General features: G+C 65.5%; 14 protein-coding genes, 1 tRNA gene and 1 pseudogene. 4 read left to right on the forward strand and 12 right to left on the reverse strand.

The features are described 5' to 3' along the window. Nucleotides 1-1,255 precede the first annotated feature (1,255 nt). From CVV72_RS18380 to CVV72_RS18390, 3 genes are all read right to left on the reverse strand, one after another. Nucleotides 1,256-2,002, reverse strand: a complete 747-nt coding sequence (locus CVV72_RS18380) for a barstar family protein (RefSeq protein ID WP_219153520.1) — start codon at nt 2,000-2,002, stop codon at nt 1,256-1,258. A gap of 74 nt (nt 2,003-2,076) precedes the next feature. Next, nucleotides 2,077-8,790 (reverse strand): polymorphic toxin-type HINT domain-containing protein, encoded by a 6,714-nt coding sequence (locus CVV72_RS18385; RefSeq protein ID WP_219153521.1) that lies wholly within the window; start codon nt 8,788-8,790, stop codon nt 2,077-2,079. 101 nt (nt 8,791-8,891) lie between these two features. Next, a complete protein-coding gene (locus tag CVV72_RS18390) occupies nt 8,892-12,230 on the reverse strand; it encodes a LamG-like jellyroll fold domain-containing protein (RefSeq protein WP_255632731.1) in 3,339 nt (1,112 codons plus the stop codon). Between the two features lie 427 nt (nt 12,231-12,657). Here CVV72_RS18390 and CVV72_RS18395 point away from each other — a divergent pair, with 427 nt between their 5' ends. The 3 genes and pseudogenes from CVV72_RS18395 to CVV72_RS41975 form a co-directional block, all read left to right on the forward strand. Further along, nucleotides 12,658-13,011 carry a hypothetical protein gene (locus tag CVV72_RS18395; RefSeq protein ID WP_219153522.1) on the forward strand — a complete coding sequence of 118 codons (354 nt, stop codon included), beginning with the start codon at nt 12,658-12,660 and terminating at the stop codon, nt 13,009-13,011. Nucleotides 13,012-13,336: 325 nt separating this feature from the next. Then, a complete protein-coding gene (locus tag CVV72_RS18400; RefSeq protein ID WP_219153523.1) occupies nt 13,337-13,609 on the forward strand; it encodes a hypothetical protein in 273 nt (90 codons plus the stop codon). 64 nt (nt 13,610-13,673) lie between these two features. Beyond that, nucleotides 13,674-13,939, forward strand: a pseudogene (locus CVV72_RS41975) (transposase); the annotation flags it as partial. 110 nt (nt 13,940-14,049) lie between these two features. Here CVV72_RS41975 and CVV72_RS41705 read toward each other — a convergent pair. Both CVV72_RS41705 and CVV72_RS18415 read right to left on the reverse strand, forming a co-directional pair. Further along, a complete protein-coding gene (locus CVV72_RS41705; RefSeq protein WP_255632732.1) occupies nt 14,050-14,754 on the reverse strand; it encodes a DUF3558 domain-containing protein in 705 nt (234 codons plus the stop codon). A gap of 528 nt (nt 14,755-15,282) precedes the next feature. Next, nucleotides 15,283-15,359 (reverse strand) — tRNA-Ile (locus tag CVV72_RS18415). A 385-nt stretch (nt 15,360-15,744) separates the two neighbouring features. On the opposite strand from CVV72_RS18415, the gene CVV72_RS18420 reads away from it, so the two are divergent. Next, nucleotides 15,745-15,897, forward strand: coding sequence for a hypothetical protein (locus CVV72_RS18420; protein ID WP_219153524.1), 153 nt, complete (start codon nt 15,745-15,747; stop codon nt 15,895-15,897). A 26-nt stretch (nt 15,898-15,923) separates the two neighbouring features. On the opposite strand, the gene CVV72_RS18425 is transcribed toward CVV72_RS18420, so the two are convergent. The 7 genes from CVV72_RS18425 to CVV72_RS18455 all read right to left on the reverse strand — a co-directional run bounded on the left by CVV72_RS18425 (nt 15,924) and on the right by CVV72_RS18455 (nt 21,341). After that, complete coding sequence (locus CVV72_RS18425; protein WP_219153525.1) at nt 15,924-16,334, reverse strand: hypothetical protein; 411 nt, start codon at nt 16,332-16,334, stop codon at nt 15,924-15,926. Nucleotides 16,335-16,390: 56 nt separating this feature from the next. Beyond that, nucleotides 16,391-17,128 (reverse strand): polyphosphate polymerase domain-containing protein, encoded by a 738-nt coding sequence (locus CVV72_RS18430; protein WP_255632733.1) that lies wholly within the window; start codon nt 17,126-17,128, stop codon nt 16,391-16,393. Between the two features lie 29 nt (nt 17,129-17,157). Then, on the reverse strand, nt 17,158-17,742 hold the full coding sequence (locus CVV72_RS18435) for a DUF4956 domain-containing protein (protein ID WP_034321767.1): 585 nt from the start codon (nt 17,740-17,742) through the stop codon (nt 17,158-17,160). 57 nt (nt 17,743-17,799) lie between these two features. Next, a complete protein-coding gene (locus CVV72_RS18440) occupies nt 17,800-18,465 on the reverse strand; it encodes a response regulator transcription factor (RefSeq protein WP_219153527.1) in 666 nt (221 codons plus the stop codon). Next, nucleotides 18,462-19,853, reverse strand: a complete 1,392-nt coding sequence (locus CVV72_RS18445; protein ID WP_219153528.1) for a cell wall metabolism sensor histidine kinase WalK — start codon at nt 19,851-19,853, stop codon at nt 18,462-18,464. The genes CVV72_RS18440 and CVV72_RS18445 overlap by 4 nt, the downstream gene beginning before the upstream one ends. Before the next feature lie 9 nt (nt 19,854-19,862). After that, a complete protein-coding gene (locus tag CVV72_RS18450; RefSeq protein WP_219153529.1) occupies nt 19,863-20,123 on the reverse strand; it encodes a hypothetical protein in 261 nt (86 codons plus the stop codon). Nucleotides 20,124-20,192: 69 nt separating this feature from the next. Then, nucleotides 20,193-21,341 (reverse strand): N(5)-(carboxyethyl)ornithine synthase, encoded by a 1,149-nt coding sequence (locus tag CVV72_RS18455; protein WP_219153530.1) that lies wholly within the window; start codon nt 21,339-21,341, stop codon nt 20,193-20,195. Nucleotides 21,342-21,390 lie beyond the last annotated feature (49 nt).

A 21,390-nucleotide genomic window follows, 5' to 3' on the forward strand; every position in this document is an offset into this window, starting at 1 on the left:
TGCAGGCGCTGCTGACCCGCTGGTCATGTTCGATTATCCATTGTGCCTGGCTCGGCGGGCGACTTCGTCGGCGTAGGCGTTGGCCGCTGGAACCGGCGAGTTCAGTCCATCGGACCGCGGCGGTGATTGACAGTCCGAGCAGGTCGGACTGCACTTTGACTGCAGGATGGCGGCGTTGTCGATCAGTGCGGGGTTGCGGCCGATCCGGCTGGAAATGCCTAGCTCGCGAAGCCGTTTGGCCAGGGAGAGCGGCTGTAGCGCCTTGACCGCGTCGGTTCCAAGATGCGCAGTGCGAGGGTGAAACAGTGGACATCACTGGTCTTCTGCTCGCGAACACGAATCGCGCCCAGCTTGTCCTGCTGTGGGAGCAAAGAACTCCGGATCTACTGAAGTTCCCACCGCGGCAGCTGTGACGAGCAGGCAGAAAGACCGCTATGCCGACAACCGGCCCCGCAGAACACTTTTCCGACTATCGGCACATCGGAGCAAACGGAGACCACTCACGATTGACGCCAAGGCGAAATTGCCACCGAAGGACCAGCATCCCCGCAGCGACGTCGATGTGGTGGGCCGGGTCGGGCTCGAACCGACGGCCAAGGGATTATGAGTCCCCTCCGCCGCCGTGTCATCGAGTGTCGTGCGATGCCGGATCCTGACCATTCGCGCAGGTCAACGTGCACCTCTCGGCCCGTCCGAGTGTCGGGCTGTATCGGGGCGTGTCGGGCTCTGCTTCGGCAACGGAGCCCAATCGGAGACGAAGTGCCCGTCCATTCGGCAGCACCTTGTGCTGCCAGCAGGACCGCGTTGTCCTCCCGCCCACCGGCACCCTGCCGCGTACAGTCTGTTCAGTAACCGCGAACCTGGACCACACTCCGCTCGCGCGAGATCGCGAAAAGTGGCGAGCAGGCAGCAGCCGGCGCCGGTCGCGGTAGTTCTCGGTCCCGACGACCCGAGGCTGGAACAAGCGTTAAATACCTCGCCGCACCATTGAGATAAAGCGCTGCGTCACCGTGTTGCCGGTCGCTGTGCAACCGAACTCGTCCTTCGACGTCCCTGCGCCCCAGTTGATTCACGATCACCTGACATGCGGCTAACCGCCAAGGTATTGACACGCATGGCCGCAGTGCCCCTAGTGGTCCCCCTACAACCACCAGCACATCGGCCACACCGACAGCAGAGCGTGTCGAAGCTCTTGGCCACAGTCGCCCGAGAACCGGCATATCTTCTGGCGAATCAGCACTTCTGTCTGACGACGTCAGATAACAACAGACACCCCAAATTCGCGCATGAGTTCCACTATCGACTCCGTAAACGAATCGCCCAGCACATTTCGAGAAAAACTAAAATCTTGCCAGACAACCTCCCTGAGCCGCTCGCTCTCACATGTAGAAGAAATGCATTCCGCGAGCGCATCCAGATTCGTCCCGAAATATCCCGCAGGACCGTAGATCGCCTCACCTAGCGCACAATAGAACGCCGAACTCGTGAGAATATCTATTCCATCCAACCGTGCCACGCCATCAAAACTACGACTTGCCCCGGATCTTCCAGAGGCGAACCAAGAGTTCTGAACGACATGCAACCAGGCACTTTGATAGCTCGCATCGCCTCGACGCCACTCACCCTTGAGCAAGGCAACATCAGAGGCCCAGTGCCGCCAAATTGCAGCAGCCTCAGGATATTCACATCGATTACCAAAGACGGTATATGCAACCTTTGCAAACTGTCCACCTGTGGCATAGTCATACGCATCACTGCGAACTACGCGTCCGACGAAATATTCGCCGATCTTTTCCTGTCGATAGTTCATAATCTCCAGAATCGCATCGTCGACCCGATGCCTGCCTGCTGCAATCTCATGAATACCAAGGAATTCGACTTCCGCCGCTTCATCATGCGGCGACCCTACGAAGAAGCCTGTCACCTCCTCAGCAGCAACCAAAATCTTTCGAGATTCTTCCTCTACCACCACGTAAAGCGGATAATTCGCAGGACCTGTCATTGCAATTATCCCCTCGATTTAATTCCCGTGCAGCAATGTTTAAACCGCCTCCGCTAAGTCATCGAACGATTTTACTACTTCCATCCAGAATCTGGGAAATGGGGCGCGCCAAAGCGTTGAATCTTCTGATAGTGCGTAGATGTCCACCCCAGAGCCTTGCCACCTCCTGGCAGCTCTTTCTCCAAAATTCTGTCGGTCTCCGGCCGCCCGGGAACACGGTACTCTTTCGCCCCTGCCCACCACGGGTGTTCCCTACCTTGATAGGTGTCATGTGATGTCAGCCGTCCCGCTTTTACGTCGTCGTACGCCGAAGCGATCTTGTTGTTCATCCCCCGCGGCAGCGGATCTGAGAGCCGCCCATTTGGGCACTCGCTGTTGCTGTTGTGAACGAGGACCGAAGTGCCTCCGGCGAGGACATAGTACGTGTGGTCGGCGTTGATGGTGAGGTTGTGGACACGAGCGGGCGCGTCCCAGACCCGGGTCGCGGCGACCTGCACCGAGGTACCGGTGCTGGTCTGCAGCCGTGAACCCGACACGAGCTCCTTCGCCGGCACCCATTTACGCTGCTCGGGCAGCCAGAACGGGTGACCGTCGGTGGCCACGATCGGGGCACCTCCGGCGACGCTGATCTCGACCAGGCGTTTCTGGCCCTGCCCGATGATCGTCGCGACGACCTTCCGGGCGGTGGTCTTACCCGTCTCGGCGTCGGTCGCCAAAACTTGATCGTCGAGTTTCAGCTGCTCGATCGGACGACGACTGCCGTCCGCCATCACCACCAGAGTGCCCGGCACGAAGCTGTTACACCCGGTCGTCTTCGACAACCGCTCTTCGGCCTCTTGTACTCGCCGCAGGTCCGCCTGCGCCTTGTCCCGCTTCCGGATCCACGCCAGGGTGTCCTGGAACGCGTTGACGATCTTGTCGACGATCTTCCCGCCCTTGAGGATCTTTCCCCACGGCAGCGCGGTCAGGACCTCCCAGCCGCACTTGAGCAGGCTGAAATTCTTGATGCAGTTGTCGACGATCCCCTTGACACCCACGATCTCCTGCAGGATGTCGCCACCCGCCTGGATCGCGATATCCATCCAGCCCCGCTTGTCCGCGGCGGCCTTCTTCGCCTCCTCGTACTCCGCCTGACTCAACCCGGCGTCTTTGACCGCTTGTTCCTTCTGGCTTCCGCCGCCGCCACCACTGTTCAGCATCATCGACCAAGGCGAGTCGATCCAGACCCGGTAGACGAAGGTCTGCACCACCCAGTAGACGAACGAGACCAGCATCAACAAGGGGAAGAAAAGCCCGAGGAAGAACATCTTCCAGACGAACCCGATATGCGCGGTCTGTTTGACGACCTTGACGGTCTTCCAGTAGAGGCCGCTCGGGTCGGAGTTGGTCGCCGGCGCGTTGTTGGCGTAGGCGTAGCCGTTCATCTGCTGCGGATCGTCGGTGTCGAGCACCGGGTCCGGGGAGATGAACCGGCCGGTCTCGGGGTCGTACTGGCGTGCACCGAGGTTGGTGAGCCCGGATTCGTCCTTCGCCCCGCCGACGAAGCCCTTGTCGTCCGGCCAGGTCTTCGGTTCCTCACCACGCGGATTGCCGAAGGCGTCCTGCCGCCGCTGGCTGACCGCGAGGGTACTCGCATTGACGCTCATGGCCGCGGTGCCCTGATGGTCCCCGAGCAGCCACGACAACCCACCGCCCGCACCGGAGGTCCTGACCGCGACGGCGGTACCGCCGTGGTCGTAGTACCGGCGACCGGTCAACTCCTGGGTGGCGGGTTTGAGCACCAGCTCCATCCCGTCGAGATAGAGCGTGGTGCTTCCCGGCTCGCGTTTGATCAACCGCCCGCCGTCGGCGTCGTAAAGGTAGGTCGACGTACGGCCGTCCGCCTCGGTGACCTTCTCGGTGCGGCCGAGCGGGTCCCAGTCGAGCTTTTGCGTGGACCCGGAGATGTTCCGGGTCGTCATGTTGCCGGTCGTGTCGTAGCCGAACTCGTCCTTCGACGTCCCCTGGGGGCCGGTTTGCGTCACCGATCGCAGGGTGTGGGGCTGAGTCCCGTTCTGGCCGCCGTAGGCATACGTGCGGGTGACGTCGCCATCGAGCCGGTGGTCGACATCGGAAGTACGGTTGCCCGCCTTGTCGTAGGCGTACTCGTGCCAGTACGGCGCGGCACCGCCCATGGCGGTGAGCGATGGCTGGACGGCGCAGTCCCCGCTCTTCGGAGTGAAGGCGCTGGTCATGCGCTTGAGATAGTCGTAGGCGAAACACTGGGTATCACCTACGGCCCCGGGCGGGGTGTCGGCGATCTTGGTGACGTTGCCCGAAGGGTCGTAGGCGTAGCTCCGCTTGGCGAGGTAGGTGCCGCCTTCGAGGTTGCGCTGGACATCGACTCCGGACAGCCGCCGGGTGCCCTCCTCATAGAACATCGAGGTGTAGACCGTCTTGGCGCCGGAGCCCATCGTCAGCCGCAGCGTCTCGCCGTACTTGGAGTAGAGGTGCTCCGGCACGTAGGTGTCGATGCCGAAGGTCTCGGTCGGCAACCCCAGTTCGTTGTACCGGTGGTTGATGATCTCCGCGTCGAGCCCACCCGCCGCGGGCTGGGTCTGAGTCGCAACCCGCCCGGTGTTCGGCTCGTAGGAAGTCCTGAAGGTATAGGTACCGGTGAGCTTTCCTTCGCCTTCCGGGATGACGACCTTGGTCATCGTCGGCCGGTTCGCCGAGTCGTACGCGCCGACCTGCTTGGTGTATGCCTTGCCGTCGATCCACCTGGTCGACGAGTCGACGAGCCCCTTCTTCAGGGCGTCGTAACTCCAGGTCGCCGTCTTGACCTCTGCTTGGCCCGGTGCCCGTGTCTCATAGCTCGCGACCTTGCGGCCGAGCAGGTCGTACTCGGAGCGGGTCACCGCACCGCGTGAATCGGCAACGGTTTCCAGCTGGTCGAGTGCGGTGTAGGTGTAGCGGGTCGTCCCGCGGTCCGGATCGTGGTCGGCGACACGACGGCCGAGCTGGTCGTGCTCGTAGCTCCACTGAGCGCCGTCAGGGCCGGTGACCGACGTCGTCAGGCCACGAACGTCGTGGACGTACTTGGTGGAGTCGTATTCGCTGGTCGCCTGCCGCCCGTGATGTTGGCGCTTTTCGACGGCACGGCCGTGCACGTCGCGGATCACCGTTGTCGTGGTACCGCCCTCGGGCGGAATGACGGTGACTCGATCGGCTTCGTACGACGACGAGGTCTGCCACTGCTTGACACCGAGTTTGTGGTAGGCCACCTCGGTTTCGCGCTGGAGCGCGTCGAACACGGTCCGCGTCTGGTTCGGCACCGCGTTGTCGAGCACGCCGAGGAGGGCTTTCTCGGGTTCCTTCTCGTTGTAGTAGGCGCCATTGACCTTGTGCTTGAGGCCGCGGGAATCGTAGAACCAGTCGGTCAGGACACGGCCGCCGGCGACAGCCGACAACTGGGCTTGCCGCTCGCGCAGCAGTCCGTCGTAGAGCGTGTACGAGGTCGTGTACTTGCCATCCTCACGAAGAACGCGAGTAGTGACGACGGTCGGCGCGTCAGTCCGGTATTCGTAATCGAACTCGCTGCTCGGCGTTCGTCCATCCACCTTGGACCGTCCCGGCGCCCAGGTCCGGATGACCCGACCGAGCGGGTCGTAGTCGATGTCGGCCCGCTCACCGCTGATGCCGACGTCGGTCGTGGTGAGAGCCCACGCAGGGTCCAGGGTGGTGACCGACGTGAAGCCGAGCGGATCCTTTTTGGTCACTGTCCGGACCCCGAATTCGGGACCGGGACTGTAGGTCGTGGTGACCTTGTGGCCTTGAGCGTTCACCACCTCGGACGGGCGGCCCAGCGCGTCATAGGTGGTGCCCTGCGTCAGCTGCCAGCTCGTGCCGGTCCACCTTTCGGTGGCGGTCAGGTTCCCCTTCGCCGGAATCGCCTCGAACGCTTGGCCGTCATAACTCGAGCGGACGTGGGCGACGACGTCCTTGGGCGTGCCCTCTCCTGCCGCGCAGGGCAGGGCGACCGTGCGAACGGTCGAGGGCCTGGTCAGGATCCAAGCGTCGTTGTTGGCGACATAGGTCGTTCGAGAGCAGGTTTCATCGCCGGTGACGCCGGTGTCTCCGGCATCCTCGACCTGGATGACATTCCCGTGATCATCGAAAGAGTTGGTCACCTTGGTGCGCCGCCACGAACCATCACCGAGCAACGTCCGCCCTCGGACGGTGGCGATGTTGGTCATGAACGCCTTGTCCTCGCCCGCGGTCGCGGTCGGGCCGCGGAGCCATGGTTCCTTGACGGATGCCGACACGATCTTGCCGCCGTCGTAGGAAAGGCTTTCCAGGCTGAACCCGGCGAGTGCTTCGGAGTCGGTGACCTTGCCTCCCTCCGAGTCGGCGACCTCGACCATGCGCTTCTTGCCATCCGGCAGGCGATCGCCGTCCATGCCGCGCAGGAATCGCTCGGCAGTGACGGTTTGCGTCTTTCCCGGTTCCCCGGCGATGGTGCGGACTTCACCGAAGCCGCGCCATTGCGACCAGGTGCGGTGCTTCATCTCGGTGAACTCTGCATCGTCGAAGTGCCAGGCCGCGCCACCCTGGTACTGGTATTCGGTCTTCTTCAGTTCCGAGCCGCCAGTCCGGTCATCTTCCGTGACCGCGGTGACGACGTACTTGTGGAACCAGCCGAGTACGGCTTCATAGCCGAATTCGGGGAGCCACCAGCTGGGGAAACACCGCATGGTGTTCGTTTCCGGGTTGGCGGGCATCGCCGAACCGGTCACGCATTCGCGGTCGGAGTATTTGACCTCGGTGATACCACCGGCTTCGTTCAGCACGCGCTCGATGCGGTGCCGGGTGATCGGCGGCAGCCCGTCATTGGCTTCCACGCGGTTCGGCATGGACCGGCCGTGGAACACCATCTCCGGCAACACGGCCGTGCCTCCGGCCAGACCGGTGTGCGTGATCCCGGCCAGCCACAGCGCAGGCGACAGTCCATCGCCGGTGTCGGGGAACTGGTGTCGCAGCGTCCACGCGTCGACGTCGCGCCACTGCGCGGGGCCGGTGACGTCGTCGCGGCGGATCTGGGTCAGTACCTTCACCAGCCGCTTACGGCTGAAGAACGCGGGTGAGGTGCGCCCGTCGCATTTCTCGCCCGACTTGCAGATCCGGTCGAATGGCACGTCGGGCCAGGACTTCGCGGTGTCCTTGGTCAGCTGATCAGGGTTGCACGCGAACGTGCTGGTCGGCAGACACCGTTCCGCGGTGTCGAACCACACCCGCGATGGTGCCGGGGCGAACAGCGCACCCGCGCGCAGACCGTATTCGATACGCCGGACAAAACCGGCCGCGACATAGGAGGTCTGCTTGTCCGCGGACTGGTCCCGGCCGTAGAAGTTCGTTTCGCGGTCGTAGTAGTAGGTGGTGGCGTTGCCGTTGGGATCGACGACGTAGTCGAGGTTCCACCGATATGCCTGCTGGCACCAGGAGTCACTGAAGGCGGCTTTCGCGCAGGGTTCGCCCGCGTTGTTGCCGAAGACCGGAACCGTGAACGCCGATCCGGTCTCGGGTTTGCCTTCTGTCCAGCCGGGAAGCCGGTTGAGACCGAGGAAGTATTGGGTGCCGTTGTTGCTGGTGACCTTCCAGTGCTCACCGTCATCGTCCCCGTTGACGGCGCCGGTCAATCGTTCGATCCGCGAGCCGTCATCGTTCTTGGGTCGCCACACACCGGTTTTCTCGTCCTTGACGAGCTCGGCCGACACACCGTTGAGGTGCATGATCGCGTTGTCCGTGGCCCAGCACAGGTCACCGGTCTTCCGCTGCCCCTGGCTTCCGCCGAGATCGTCAGCGCAGGCCTTGTAACGCCGTTCGATGAACCCGCCCGCGGAAAGCTCCCACCCATCGCCCGGGGCGGCGGCCTGGTTGTTGGTGGCGCTCGTCCGGCCGTCGATCGTGCCCGACGAATAGCCGAGCCCGAGCTTCGGTGCGATACCCGCCGTCGGCGGCGGCACCCGAAGCGGGACGGAGTAGGTGAAGTCACCGCTGGAACCGCCGGCCGACCATTGCCCGGCGGGAGACAACCCGGTCGCCTCGAACGATCCGCCGGCGCCGGAGGGGGCGGCGGTCGCGGCAAGGACCATCCTCGAAGTCCCGGTCTGGTCCTTCCCCTTGTTCGGCAGGGTGATCTTCCCGGTGAGAGTGCGCGCCTTGGTGTTGTTGTCCGTCTGCAACGGCTGCCCGGCGCGGCATTCCGGTTTGTCCGGCGTGGTGACCGCGCATTCCGGCAAGACGGTGAGCTTGAGGCGGGAGCCGTAGTCACCGCCGAAAGCGTTGGCGAAATCGCGATAGTCGACCTGCACCGACATCGCCTTGCCCGCGGCACCGCCGGCATCGTCCACGGCCACGACCAGACCCGTGATCCCGGCCTTCTCGGCCAGTGCCTGGTCATAGGCCTGAACCCTGACCTTCGCCGGGGCAGCCGCAGCACCTCTGGCTTCCGCGGCCGGCGGCTCGGCGGCGACCGACACCGGCAGCGCCCCTGCCCGCTGGAAACCGGCAGACGGTTTCCCCGACCGTGCCGTCGCTCCATTCGAGAGTTCGACATCCGCGGCTGCCGCTCCGGGCCACTTCGGCTCGGCCGGTGTCTTCACCGCCGCCGCGTCGACCTCGTTCGCCGGGACCGGCCGGGCCGGAACCGGCTTGCCGGGCACGGACTTCTCCTGTTGCAGCGAGGGTAGCTGAACGAAGCTCGGATCGGCGGCGGCCGCAGGCAGCGCCTGTGTTGTCGTAGCGACCATGACCACTGACAGCACGAAGGCGGTCGCGATCGCAAAACGTCCTCTGGACAAACCTGGCTCCCGGAAAGGTCAGGAAAGAAGGATGAGGTCTGGGGTTGCCGCTATCCCTGTGCCGGGAGCTGGCTGATGGCGCGGTCACTGAGTGCGCCGGAGTACATGCGCACATCGCGGATAGCACCACGGAACGGATCGACGTCTCGGCCGACCCACACGCCGCCGCCGATCATCACCTCGCCGGTGCCGTTCCATCCGGTCACGCCACCGAGCCTGCCGGCGAACCGGCCGTTGAGATAGATGCGGGCTTCCTTCGCCGCGAGATCGTAGACCCCGGTGAGATGGACCCACTGCTGCGCCGACACTTCGTCCTCAGCGGGAATCCACCAACCACCTTCGCGATCGGCTCCCAGTGACATCAAGAAGTTCCATTTCTTGATCTCTGACCGGTACTGCAGCATGAACGGGGAGAACTTGCTGTCGCGCAGGCTGACCGCGGTGCGCGGTGCGCCATCGGCTTCGTCCAGACGCACCCAGGCGGACACGGTGTACGACCGGTCGGTCCGCAACGTCGGCCTCGGCCCGGTCACGGCCCCGTATTCGGTGCCGTAGCCTCCGGTGAATCGCGCGGCGGGATAGCCTTCGGCCTCCGTCCAGCCCGCCGTCCCGCTGAACTTCGCTTCCTGACCGGTCAACGCTTCCTTGGTGACGGCTCCGGTTCCTTCGGCCAGGGGGTAGTGCGCACGAAGGACAGCCTGGTTCGCCAATGCAGCGGCCTCGCTCGGCACCAGAACACGTTGATAGACGCGAACATCGTCCACGGCTCCGGGGAAGTAGTCGACCGTCGCGCCGTTCCAGAGCGCGGCCCCGATCTGGAGATCACCGGTCGCGGCCCAGGTGCTGGTGTAGGCGATCTCTCCGTTCAGCGCACCGTTGACATAGATCCGCAGCTTGCCCGCACCCTGGTCGTAGACCCCGGTCAAGTGTGTCCACACGCCTGTCTGCACCGCTGTCGCGGAGAGCGCGCGGGCGTGCGTCGCACCGCCACCGTCCACATCGGAACTGAACATGGCCAGCGACCACTTGCCGTCCGGCGACGCCTGTAGCTGGAACGCGCTGGTTCGCTTCCCGTCTTCGGATACCGCCGCGGGCCAGCCACCGACCTGGTCCAGCCGGACCCACGCCGACACCGAGAAACTCTTCGACGTGTCGACCACAGGGCCGGCGTGATGCAGGCGTTTGCCCGAACCGAGAACCGCGGTCTTGCCGAGATAGCCTTCCGCCGTGGTGTCGACGCCGCCCACGTTCGCCAACGTGCGCCCGTTGCCGCTGGTGTCGGCGAGGTCGCCGTCCAGCTTCCAGTGTCCGTTCAGGTTTCCTGTCAGCGGATCGCCAGCACGAACATAGACCGGGTACTTGATGATCGGTGAGAGGTTTCCCGCTCGGTCGACTGAGCGGGCGAATACCGTCTGGGGTCCGTCGGTCGTAGGGGTCCAGCGAAAGACCCCACTACCTCCTAGCGTGTCCGCATTGACCGGAGTCTGCGGGTCGTCGTTCTGCTGATCGGTCACAGACCAGAGGAACCGCCGCACATCCGCCGAGCCGTTGGCGGAGATCGTGAACGCTCCCGTCTGGCCGATCCCACCTGACTGGGTGCTACCGCCCCCGGGATAGTCCTCCGACGTGATCAACGGCTCGCCAGGTGGCGTTTTGTCGACCGCGAACTCGCAGTTCCCCACCCACACGGACGAGCTGCCACCGTCACTGGCGAACATCGACCAGTTGTAGACGCCCTCATCGGTGATCTTCCCGGTCGGGACCGTCACTTCCGCGAACGAACCGGACGGGACGTTCCCGATCGTGGTCCACCAAACCTCACTGCTCGCCCCGAGCTTTCCCTTGTGCAACGAGAAACGCGCGGTCAACATGCCACCGTCCGGATCGGCTACCCGTCCGCGAAGCCGAGGCGTCGGGGTGAACACGAACGGCCGCGCGTCACCGGAAGCGCACGGGATCTGGCCGCCCTCCATCCCCAGGTCCGCAGGCAAGCCCGGGACCGAGTTGTAGACCACCTCGAGCACCGGATCGAGAGCGAATCGGCGCCAGTCGTTTTCCGCGCCTTCGTTCGCCGCCTTGAGCAGGAAGACCATGTTGGTCCAGCCGCCGTTCGCCGCATCCCGCATCGCCCCGTCGATCACGACCTCGGCAGCGCCCGCGGTGGGACAGTACTTCGCATTGTTCGACGTGGTGATGCCGCCCAAGCTTCCGCCGAAGCTCGGCTGATTCGCCCAGGTCGTGCCCCAATCCAGGCCGCTGGCCAGACGCAGCTCCGTCGCCCCGCCGTTGCAGGACCACGAGTGGATCACCCGCGGGCGGACCTTCGCACGATGGATCACCTTGCCACGCAAGGCCGAAACATTGAAATTGAAGTACGACCGCGAGACGTAACCGCTTTGATAGCCCGCCTTCAGATCTCCCAGCGCGCCGTCCGTGCGGTTGAAGTTGTGCTCGTTCGGCCACGCGCTCTGCACCACCGCGTGGCTCTGCTTGGCCTCGTCCCACCAGTACTCCGGGTCGATGATGATCGGATACACCCTCGCCGGATCACTCAAGAACCCGGCATCCGGGCGAACGATCGTCGCGTCCTTGGTGACCTCCACGTCCATCGTCGCCACCGCGGACTTACCCGGAACCGGACTCACGGCCGCGCTCGACCGAGCCGTGACCGCCGCTCCCCCGCCACTGGAGTCCCACATCTTCGACGCGTCCCCACCGAACACCGTCCGCCCGGCACTGTCGACCGCCTCGATCCCGCCAGTACTGGTCTTCCGCGGCGTCACCCCGCGCGCATGGTTCCGGAAGGAAATCTCCTTCAACCGCGGGTTCGCCGCCGCTTCGGGCGTCTTCACCACCAACAGCTGGCTAAAGCCCTTCGCCGTCGCAGTCACGGTCAAATCGACCCCGGGCAACACCTCGGCGTAGGTGGCGACAGAGCCGTTCAGCTTCGGAGCGGGCAGGGGTCCTTCCCATCCGATGCCGATCTCGCTTCCGTTCTTGGCCGCGGTGGCCAGGAGCTCGCCCTCGCCGCCATCGGCTACGCGCACATCGACGATCGCCGCCTTCGGGCCGATGGTGCCGTCAGGGCGCGCGACCATCGTGAGGTCTACCGGAACCCACGCATCACCGCGCCGCACCCGTTGAGGATCGAAGCTCTCCCGGTGGGTCACCGTGCCATCCGGATTGGCGAAAACCTCGGCGTACTCAGTGGTTTCCTCAGGCACCACCACGGATTTGCCGGATTTCTCCGCCGCGGCCAACGCCGCGACCACCGCAGGCGCCTCCCCCGACACCGCGCCGGGCTCCGCAGCCACCGACACCCCGGAAGCGCCAACGACGAACGTCAGCGCCAAAGCCACCGCACCCAAGGCACGCCGAGCAGAGCGCACGACTTCCTCCCCAAAGTCCCACACCGAAGCAAGAAGACGCCGCTCAACAGGCAGGCAAGTAACCCCTCGCAATGATCGGACGAATAAGTATCAACACCGACCAGTCCAGTCAAAACAAGATAGAACGCAGTCCTGTTAATTATCGACATGAGTCTGCGGTCAACGCTGATCCAGATGGCCACCTCCCTATCTCACGTGCACTTTCGAGCCATGACAAGGAGGCCCAGAATGGACAACTACACGCGTTAACCGATCTTGCTGTGAGTAATACAACAATCACCCACCATCGGACCACTGCTCCAATTGGTCCTAGTGCTCCGCCCTGAACGAAAGCCGCCGGGCACCTCCCATGCCTCTACCGCACCAGCACACGAGGGCTCGACGAGGATCAGCGAGTCGCCAAAGCCACTCAGATGGCCCAGCAACCGTGATGAACCGTGCCCGGCAATCCACCGCCTCGGCCTACGAGCAGGCCTCAGCACGTAGCCTCTACGACAAGCACCGCAACTTCGTGGAGTCCGCGCTCAACAACCCCCGGGACCCGGCTTTCGTGATGACCCAGGAGAATCTCTCCGACATCGCGCAGGCCATCAACGGAGTCGCCCTCCACCTGACCACCGACGAGTCGAACGCGCTGGGCGATATCTACCACACCACTCTCGAGCCGACCCTCGGCATGCGTTACGACGAGCTGCTCACGCACATGAACAAAGACGCTGTCTACCAACAGGTCCTCGATCGCTTCATCCGAGTGCGCCGACCATTGCGACGCGGGGAGTGATCAGGGGAAACTAGCCGGCATGGCACAGCGAAGTTCGCCGACCGACGAGGATCGATCGTAGCCTGCCCGTGAGCTGCGCCCCGATCCCGCTGTGCACGGATTCGGCTTCGCCCATCGTGATGGCGAATGGATCGTCTGGGTGGCACTGGCGGCAGAGGATCGGTCGGAACGGCCGGCGACGATCGGAGGCTACCGAGTGGTGTACGAGCACAGTGGTCCGTTTCATACCGAATAGAGGCCCCCTCGCCCTGGTCGTAGCGCTGGGCAATCTCTAGCTGGACCGGTGTGGCGCGTTGCCTGGGCTTCGGTCTGGGTCTGGCGGGCTGTGGGCGGCGGCTTCGTTTGGCTCGCAGGGTTCTCCGGCGAGTGTTTCCTTGGTGAAGGCTGGTGGCTGGGCGAAGGTTGCGTCGCGGAAGGCGGGTTCTTTGGCGAAGGCGGCGGCAGCGAATGTGCTCTTGGCAGAGAAGTTCGTCTTAGTGAAGTCGGCTCGATCAGCGAATTTCGCATTGCCGAACAGTGCGTGATGACAAAAGTTCGCTGCCGCGAAGGTGACGCTTCCGGAGATGGTCGCCTGGTTGAAGTCGCAGTCGTTGAATAGGCACTACCACTGAAGGACGCGTCCTCAAAGTCGAGGCTACGGAAGGACACATTTCGGAACCATGCAGTTCGTACCGTTCCTCGACTATGACATCGAGATCAGGCGCATGATCTGCTCCACTAACGCGATCGAATCACTGAATGCCCGCTACCGACCGGCGATCCGCACACGAGGACACTTTCCGACTGAGCAGGCCGCGATGAAGTGCCTGCACCTTGTGACCCGCGGCCTGGCCCCGGACCGGAGCAGGCCGCGCCCGATGCGCTGGAGCCCGCACTGAACGCCTTCGCCATCACGTTCGGTGACCGCTGGCCGGGAGCCGAAACCCACCGATCAACGCCATGGAATCCCGGCACCGCAGGTGGAGGAGTTCGACGTCGGAATTCTCGATAAGGTGGAAACGCACCGCCATGTTGCACGCAACCGCGGCTGGATGGTGCTTAGCCGCGGTTGCGTTCGTGTGCGCTGGTCAGCACGCTCGACATTTTCGAGGCCTCATCGTCGGAGCCGCTCAGGTTCGGCGCGACGAGCTGGACGGACGTAAATCTTCCTCCACTGCAGGTTTGTCCGTTGATGGCTTTGGGGTTCTCCCGAGTGGGAATCAGATTCACGGTGCGGGAGCTGCCGGCCGGTAGTCCTTGAAGCTCCACCAGCGTAGAGAACAGCTCACAGGCACGATCCGGCGCGATCTCCTTGCCTGAGGCGATCAGGTCGCGAGCCGCTTCCAGTTTGCGGGCCGTCTCCGGATCGTCGAGCAGTCCCGACTTCTTCACCTGCTCTATCGCCGCGGGCAATTGCGTTGCCCACTTCTCCGCTGACGTACCGATCACCTGGACGCGACCCCCGGCAGGCGTCTCCCAGTGACACGCGGGCAATCCGCCGACAGCCAAAGTCTTCGGATCGGACACCTCTCCGGCAAGTGTCGACAGCTCAGCCGGTGTGAGAAGTTCACACAAAGCATCCGGAGTGGATGTCTTGGTAGCCGGGTCAGCGGACGACGGGGCCACGCCCTCGGCGACCTTGCCTTGCGGCGCCGAACCAGACTTGTCCGACGAACACCCAACCAGCCATAGCATTGCCGACGCGGCGACAAACACTGCGATTCGACCGGCTCTCAGATAGCCGAGGCACTCCACGTTTGGCATCTTGCGCTCATCTCCCCCATGCAAAGTGCACAGAGGCTACCAGGACTGCAGTTGCGAACAGGCTGGGAGCGTGTCGGCAACACGCGAAGAGGATGATCGCGTGTCCGACGACCACCCGTGAGTGATGTGACGCCAACAGGGGCGGAGTTGCCCTCGCGGGCACCGCCGCGGACAAGATCCTGCCCAGACGCGCCGACAGCCTGAAAATCGTTCTCCAGCAATGGAAAACCCTCGCCAGCGAGGTCGATGAGCCTCGGCGCCGCCTTCGCCCCGCTGGCCGGTTCCGCGCTCCTGGAACACACCGACAGAATCCAGCTGCGAGTGAGTGCCACAGCAGACAGGCTCGTGCTCTTCCTGGCACAGCGATCTGGTTGTGACGAGAAAGGCTTCTACGCCACCAACCGGCTCCGCAAAGCACTTCTCCTACTATTGGCACACCGGAGCAAGCGGAGCCCAGTCGCGTTTAACGCCAAGGCGGAACTGCCGCCGAAGGACCAACATCCCTGCAGTCCGGCAACGATACTGACGTGGTGGGCCGGGTCGGGCTCGAACCGACGGCCAAGGGATTATGAGTCCCCTGCTCTAACCAACTGAGCTACCGGCCCCAACGGTGCCCTGACACCTCCGCGGGAGCCGCCCCAGCCCGAACAGCGGGTTTGCGAACGCACAGAAGTCCCAGTTCGCTCCAAGTTATCACAGCGCTCACCTGCCACGATCGCCTAGGCGGTGTCCTGTAAGTCTGATCGATGGGCTTCGCGATCCAGGTGGTTCCTGGTGGTGCGGGCGGATCAGCCTCGTACCGGGTCGTACTCGGCTGGACCGCCCGTGCCACCAGGGGCCGCCTGGGCGCGGAGACCGCGAACAAGACTTGCAGGACAGCGCCTAGGCCGATCAGCTGGTTTCCGGCGCCGGGCAGAGCCGTCTCGTCTAGGTTGCAAGGAGCAGCGCCGGGCGGCATGCCGCCCGGGCCCGTCGGGCAGGGAGGCGCTCGTGGCGAATCCAGTCGCCATCGCGCTCGGTTTCGTGGCCGCCCTCGGGGTAGTGATGTTACTGAGGGCGAGCATCCGGGTACTGCGGCGAGCCGGCTCTCGCGTCGACGCGATCCTCGCCGACGAGCTGGACGACCGGCCGCCGCCGCGGTAGCCGGGTTGCCGGTCCACTTTGGACGGTCAGGCGCCCGCCGGCGGGAACAACCTCGACGTGGTCGGCTGCGAAATCGGCGCGCCATAGGCCGCGAAGCCGAACCAGATCGCCCCGCCGGCCTTCGGCGTGGTCTGGTCGAACATCGCCCGCACCTGGAACGTGGTCGCCGTGTACGAACCCTGCACCGTGTTCAGCATGTACGCGTTGAACTGTCCCGGTGTGTTCGCCGAGACGACCACCACCGCCGGGATCGCGCCCAGCGCGTGCTGCACGGTGCACATCCCGGCGCTGTCGGTCACGCACGACGTCTCCGCGGCCTGCACGCTCGGCGCCGGAGACGGGCCGACGGCGCCGGAAGTTCCGGCGAACACGGTGGCCCCGGCCGCGGCGACAGCCAGCCCCGCCACGGTGAACGCGGCCTTCTCCCTGGTCTTCATGTTCGTTCCCCTCTCTCGGAACCCGGAAGCAAGGGTCGGCGGCCGCGCCGCGATCGTTACGCCACGCCGAGCCGTCGCAGTGCCGGTCGCCACCGGTTCCCGCCGGTGGCCAGCCCCAGCGCCACCAGTCCCGCGCAGTACTTGCTCACCGACTGTTCCCGGATCCGCAGTTTCGCCAGCGCTTCGGTGACGCTGTTGCGCTCGGACGCCGACTTCACCTCCAGCAGCACCAGATCGCCCCCGGCGGCGAGGTTCCGCGAACCCGAACGCCAGATCAGCGACGTGTCGCAGGTGATCCGCGCGTCGGCGGCGACGAGGGTGGTCCGCCGGTAGTCGGTGACCAGCGCGGGAGTCAGCGGCCGGGGCGCCGGGCGGCCATAGGCGGCGGTGAGCGCGTCGTCGAGGAACGTCAGCGCGGGCGCGGTCAGGCCGTGCGCCGCCTCGGCCGGGTGCGGGCGGCGGACCTTGACCGTCTCGTCGCGCTTCCCGCTCACCTTGAGCTCGCAGTAGGTGTCGGCCGAGTCGGTGTAGGTCCGGGTGCGGATCTTGAACCGCCGCCGTCGGTCTTGCCGGTGCGCCCGGAAGATCGCGAGGTCCGGGGTGTCGAAGTACGTCGACGAGTAGCCGAACACGCGTTGCCCGTCGATCTCCAGACAGCGCAGCGACGCTCTCAATGCCTCGGTGACGGCCAGGAAGTCGTTGAGTGGCAGGACGTACTTGCGGTCCGTCCGGCTCATCAGCCCGCTCGTGGCGACGACTTCGGCCAACGACAGCGCGGGGAGCCCTTTCGCCACCGCCGTGACGGTGGCCGTTCCGCGCCCGCTCACCGGTGCCCCGCCGGGGCGCCGTGGACGACGGCGGCGGCGTCCGGGCGGAACCGGACGTCGACGACGGTCACCTCGCGAACATAGTCCACTTCGGACACACTGTGCCGCACGACGGTTCCGCCGAGCCGCGCCCGCAGTTCCATGAGCATCGTCTGTTCGTCGGGGTACACGGTGTCGAGCACGACCGTGCGCCGCTGCGGGCCGCGCGTGCGCGACGGGTGATCCGCGACGTACATGACGGCGAGCAGCAGGACGTTGAAGACCGCGACGATCCGCCAGTCCGCGGATGGCAGCCCGTTCACCAATCCCAGCACCAGCGCGACGAAATAGTACGCGACCTCCTGCTGGCTGATCGAATCGGACCGCAGCCTGATGATCGACAGCACGCCGAACAGGCCGAGGCCGAGCGCGCTCGCGGTCGACACGGAAAGCAGCACGGCGACCGACACGCAGACGCCGACGTTCAGCGCGAGATAGGCGCAGGCGAGGTCACCACGATGGTGACGACGGGCGTAGATGCCGTACGCGAGGATGACGGCCGCGACGAGATCGACGGCGAGATGAAGGAGTGTCGTGGTCATGAAAACCACTGTGGCGCGTGAAGAAGAGACCGCTGTGAGAGCCGGATGAGAAGCGTCTCATCCGGACTCACCGAGCCGATAGCCCATGCCCCGCACGGTTTCGATCCGCTCGGCGCCGATCTTCCCGCGCAGGTAACGGATGTAGACGTCCACCACGTTCGATCCCGGGTCGAAGTCGAAACCCCAGACCCCGCCGAGCAACTGTTCCCGGGAGAGCACCTGGCCGCGGTTCCGCAGCAACGTCTCCAGCAGCGCGAACTCGCGGGCGGTGAGGTCCTTCTCCGCCCCCGCCACCGAAACCTTCCTGGTGCGCAGGTCGAGCGACAGGTCCCCGGCGCGCAGCACCGCCGGCTCGGCGTCAGGATTTCCCCGTAGCCGCAAGCGGATCCGGGCCAGCAGTTCTTCGAACGCGAACGGTTTGGCCAGATAGTCGTCGGCGCCGCCGGACAGCCCGGCGACGCGGTCGACGACACTGTCCCGCGCGGTCAGGATGATCACCGGCACCGTCCGGCCCGCCGCCCGCAGGGCCCGCAGCAGATCCGAACCGTCGAGATCCGGGAGACCGAGATCGAGGACCACCAGGTCGTGCGCGCCGGTCAGCGCCTCGGTCAGCCCTTCGGAGCCGGTCTTGACCCAGCGGGTCGCGAACCCCTGCGCCCGCAGGCCCTTCTCGACGAACGCGCCGATCCGGGCGGAATCCTCCACCACCAGCACACTGGTCACCGGTCCGCACCTTCCGCGACGGGGATCTCCATGGTGAACCGCGCGCCTTCACCGGGCACGGTGTCGAGCAGGACACGGCCACCGTGCGCTTCGGCGATCGCGGCGACGATCGCCAGGCCCAGCCCGGCGCCGTCGTCGCCGGTCGAGTTGCTGCCGCGCTTGAACCGCTCGAAGATCCGGCTTCGCGAATCCGGCGGGACCCCCTCGCCGGTGTCGCGGACCCACAGCCGCGCCGTCGTGGCGGTCACCTCGGAGCCGAGGGCGATTTCCTGGCCGGGAGCGGTGTGCCGGACGGCGTTGGAGACCAGTTGCAGCAACGCCTGCGCGAGCCGCTGGCCGTCCGCGCGGACCTTCGCCTCGGCGACCGCGTCGAGCCGCCAGACGCGGTCGGCCAGCGGCCGGGATTTGGCGAGGGTCTCGACGGTGAGATCGGCGAGGTCGGTGTCGCCGGGCGTGAGGAAGTCGGGGCTGCCGGATTTCGCGAGGACCAGCAGGTCGTCCACGATCCGTTGCATCCGCCCGAGTTCGTCGAGGACCAGATGCCGGGTGGCGGCGTTCTCCTCGGGGTCTTCCCCCATCAGCTCGAGATGGCCCCGGACGATCGTGATCGGCGTGCGCAGTTCGTGCCCGGCGTCGTCGATGAACTCGCGTTGCCCGGCGAAGGCGCTTTCGAGCCGGTCCAGCATCGTGTTGAAGGTGCGCCCGAGGGCGGCCACGTCATCCGAGCCGCGGACCTCGATCCGGCGCGAAAGGTCGGTCTCGCCGATCTGTTCGGCGGCCAGCCGGACCTCCCGCACCGGCGCGAGGATGCGGCCGGCGACCAGCCAGCCGATCAGCCCGGCCAGCACGAGCGCGGCCCCGGACATCGCGGCCATCACGCCGACGACGTCGTTGATCTCGCCGGCGGCGTGGTCGACGAACTCGACGATCACCAGCGCGCCGCGGCCCGGTGAGCCCTCGATGGTCACCGGGACGACGCCGTACCGCGCGGATCCGACCGCGGTGGTGACCGTGCCGTACGCCGGGCTCGTCGCCCGGGACAGTTCCGCGACGAACTCCGGGTCGGTGTCGAGCCGGACCGGCGGCTCGATCGCGCTCCGCCGCGACGCGACGCCGTCGCTGATCGAGAAGAACGTCTCGTACTTCTCGGGCAGGTTCCGTTCCAGGTGACGGCCGAGGACCGCCTCGACGGTGGCGGGCTGCCCGGCCGGGCGGGCGTCCGGCGCCGCCAGGAAGGCCCTGAGCTTTCCGGTCTCGTGCGCGATCTCGTTGTCGAGGCGCTGGTCGAGCTGGTTGTGCAGGACGGTGCGGGTGGCCAGCAGCGATCCGGCGAGCGCGAGCAGCACGACCAGCAGGACCCACGCGAGGATCCGGGCGCGGGCGCTCATCGGCCCGGCTCAGTCGTCGAGGTCGAAGTGGTCGTCGGCGTCATCAGGGTCATCATCGGGGTCGTCGTCGTGTCCGGCCAGCCGGGGCGGGACGACGGCGGGCGGGGCTCCCGCTTCACCCGGCCCGGTGGCGGCCTGCCCCGCCGGGGCGACGACCGCCGGGCCGAGGTCGGGCGGCGAGGCCGCGGTGGCCGCGATGACGGCGAACGTGCCGGTGGCCGCCACCACGACGGCGGCGACCCCGGCCAGGACGATCATTCGGACTCGCATACCACCCAGGCTGCCCGGCGCGGGTGAGTCACCGATGAGGGCTCGATGAGAACTTTCTCATCCGCGGGCTCACCGGTGCGCGTGCGGATACTCCGGCGAGCGGCGCTGGAAGGCCAGGATGTCGGGATTCCGGATCGTGCCTTCGCTGATCTCGACCGCCCGGTCGAGCGTCGGATCGGCGGCCCACGCGGAGCGCCCGGCCAGCACCTGCTCCAGATGCGGCAGCAGGGCGCCACTGATCTCCCAGGTCGCCGAGTCCCAGAGGTAGGACGGGCTGTGGTCGACGGCGTAGTAGGTGACGCCGCGGACCGGGAAGGCCGGCTCCGTGAACGTCGTCGGCACGGCCCAGCCGAACCCCATTCCCTCGTCGCAGGAAACGTCGACGATGAGGCTCCCGTGCCGGAAAGCGGCGAGGTCTTCCTCCACGAGGAAGGTCAACGGCGCCTTCGGGTCCTGCAGTACACAGTTGACGACGACATCGTGCCCGGCGAGGAACTCCGCCAGTGGCACGCGGCCGTCCTCGGTGATCGCGTGACTGCGGCGGAGGTCCGCCGGGCCCTTCAGGTCGTGGTCGAGATGCACGATGTTCGCCGAGTGGATCGGCGACCCGACCGCGGTGACGCCTCGGTGGGTGAGGACGTGCACGTCGTGGATCCCGTGCGCGTTCAACGCCGTCACCGAACCACGCGCCGTGGCACCGAAACCGATCACGACGGCGCGGAGACGGCGGCCGTAATCGCCCGTCGAGCCGATCAGCTGAAGCGCGTGGAGCACCGAGCAATAGCCCGCCAATTCGTTGTTCTTGTGGAAGACGTGGAGACCGAAGGAACCGTCACGGCGCCAATGGTTCATCGCTTCGAAAGCGATGAGGGTCAGCTTCCGGTCGATGGCCAGCTGCGTGAGCTTGTCGTCCTGGACGCAGTGCGGCCAGCCCCACAGGACCTGCCCCGGCCGGAGTTCGGCCAGGTCTTCCGCGAGCGGTTTGGCGAGGAGGATGACGTCGCAATCCGCGATCAGCCGTTCACGGGAACGCATCCCCCCGACCAGGGGCGCGAGGTCTTCGTCCGGGATGCCGAACCGTTCGCCGTAGCCGTTCTCGAGAAAAACGGACTTACGGAGACCGGGGTCGATCCGGTCGAGATGGCGAGGATGGATCGGAAGCCGTCGCTCGTTTTCTTTGCGCGAGCGGGAAATGACGCCGAGAGTGAGCTGGTCCACGTGGGCCCCTTAGCTAGACCTCAGTCTAAGCACAGCGGGCACCGTCCAG

The organism is Amycolatopsis sp. TNS106 (assembly GCF_019330265.1).
Lineage (GTDB): Bacteria > Actinomycetota > Actinomycetes > Mycobacteriales > Pseudonocardiaceae > Amycolatopsis > Amycolatopsis lurida.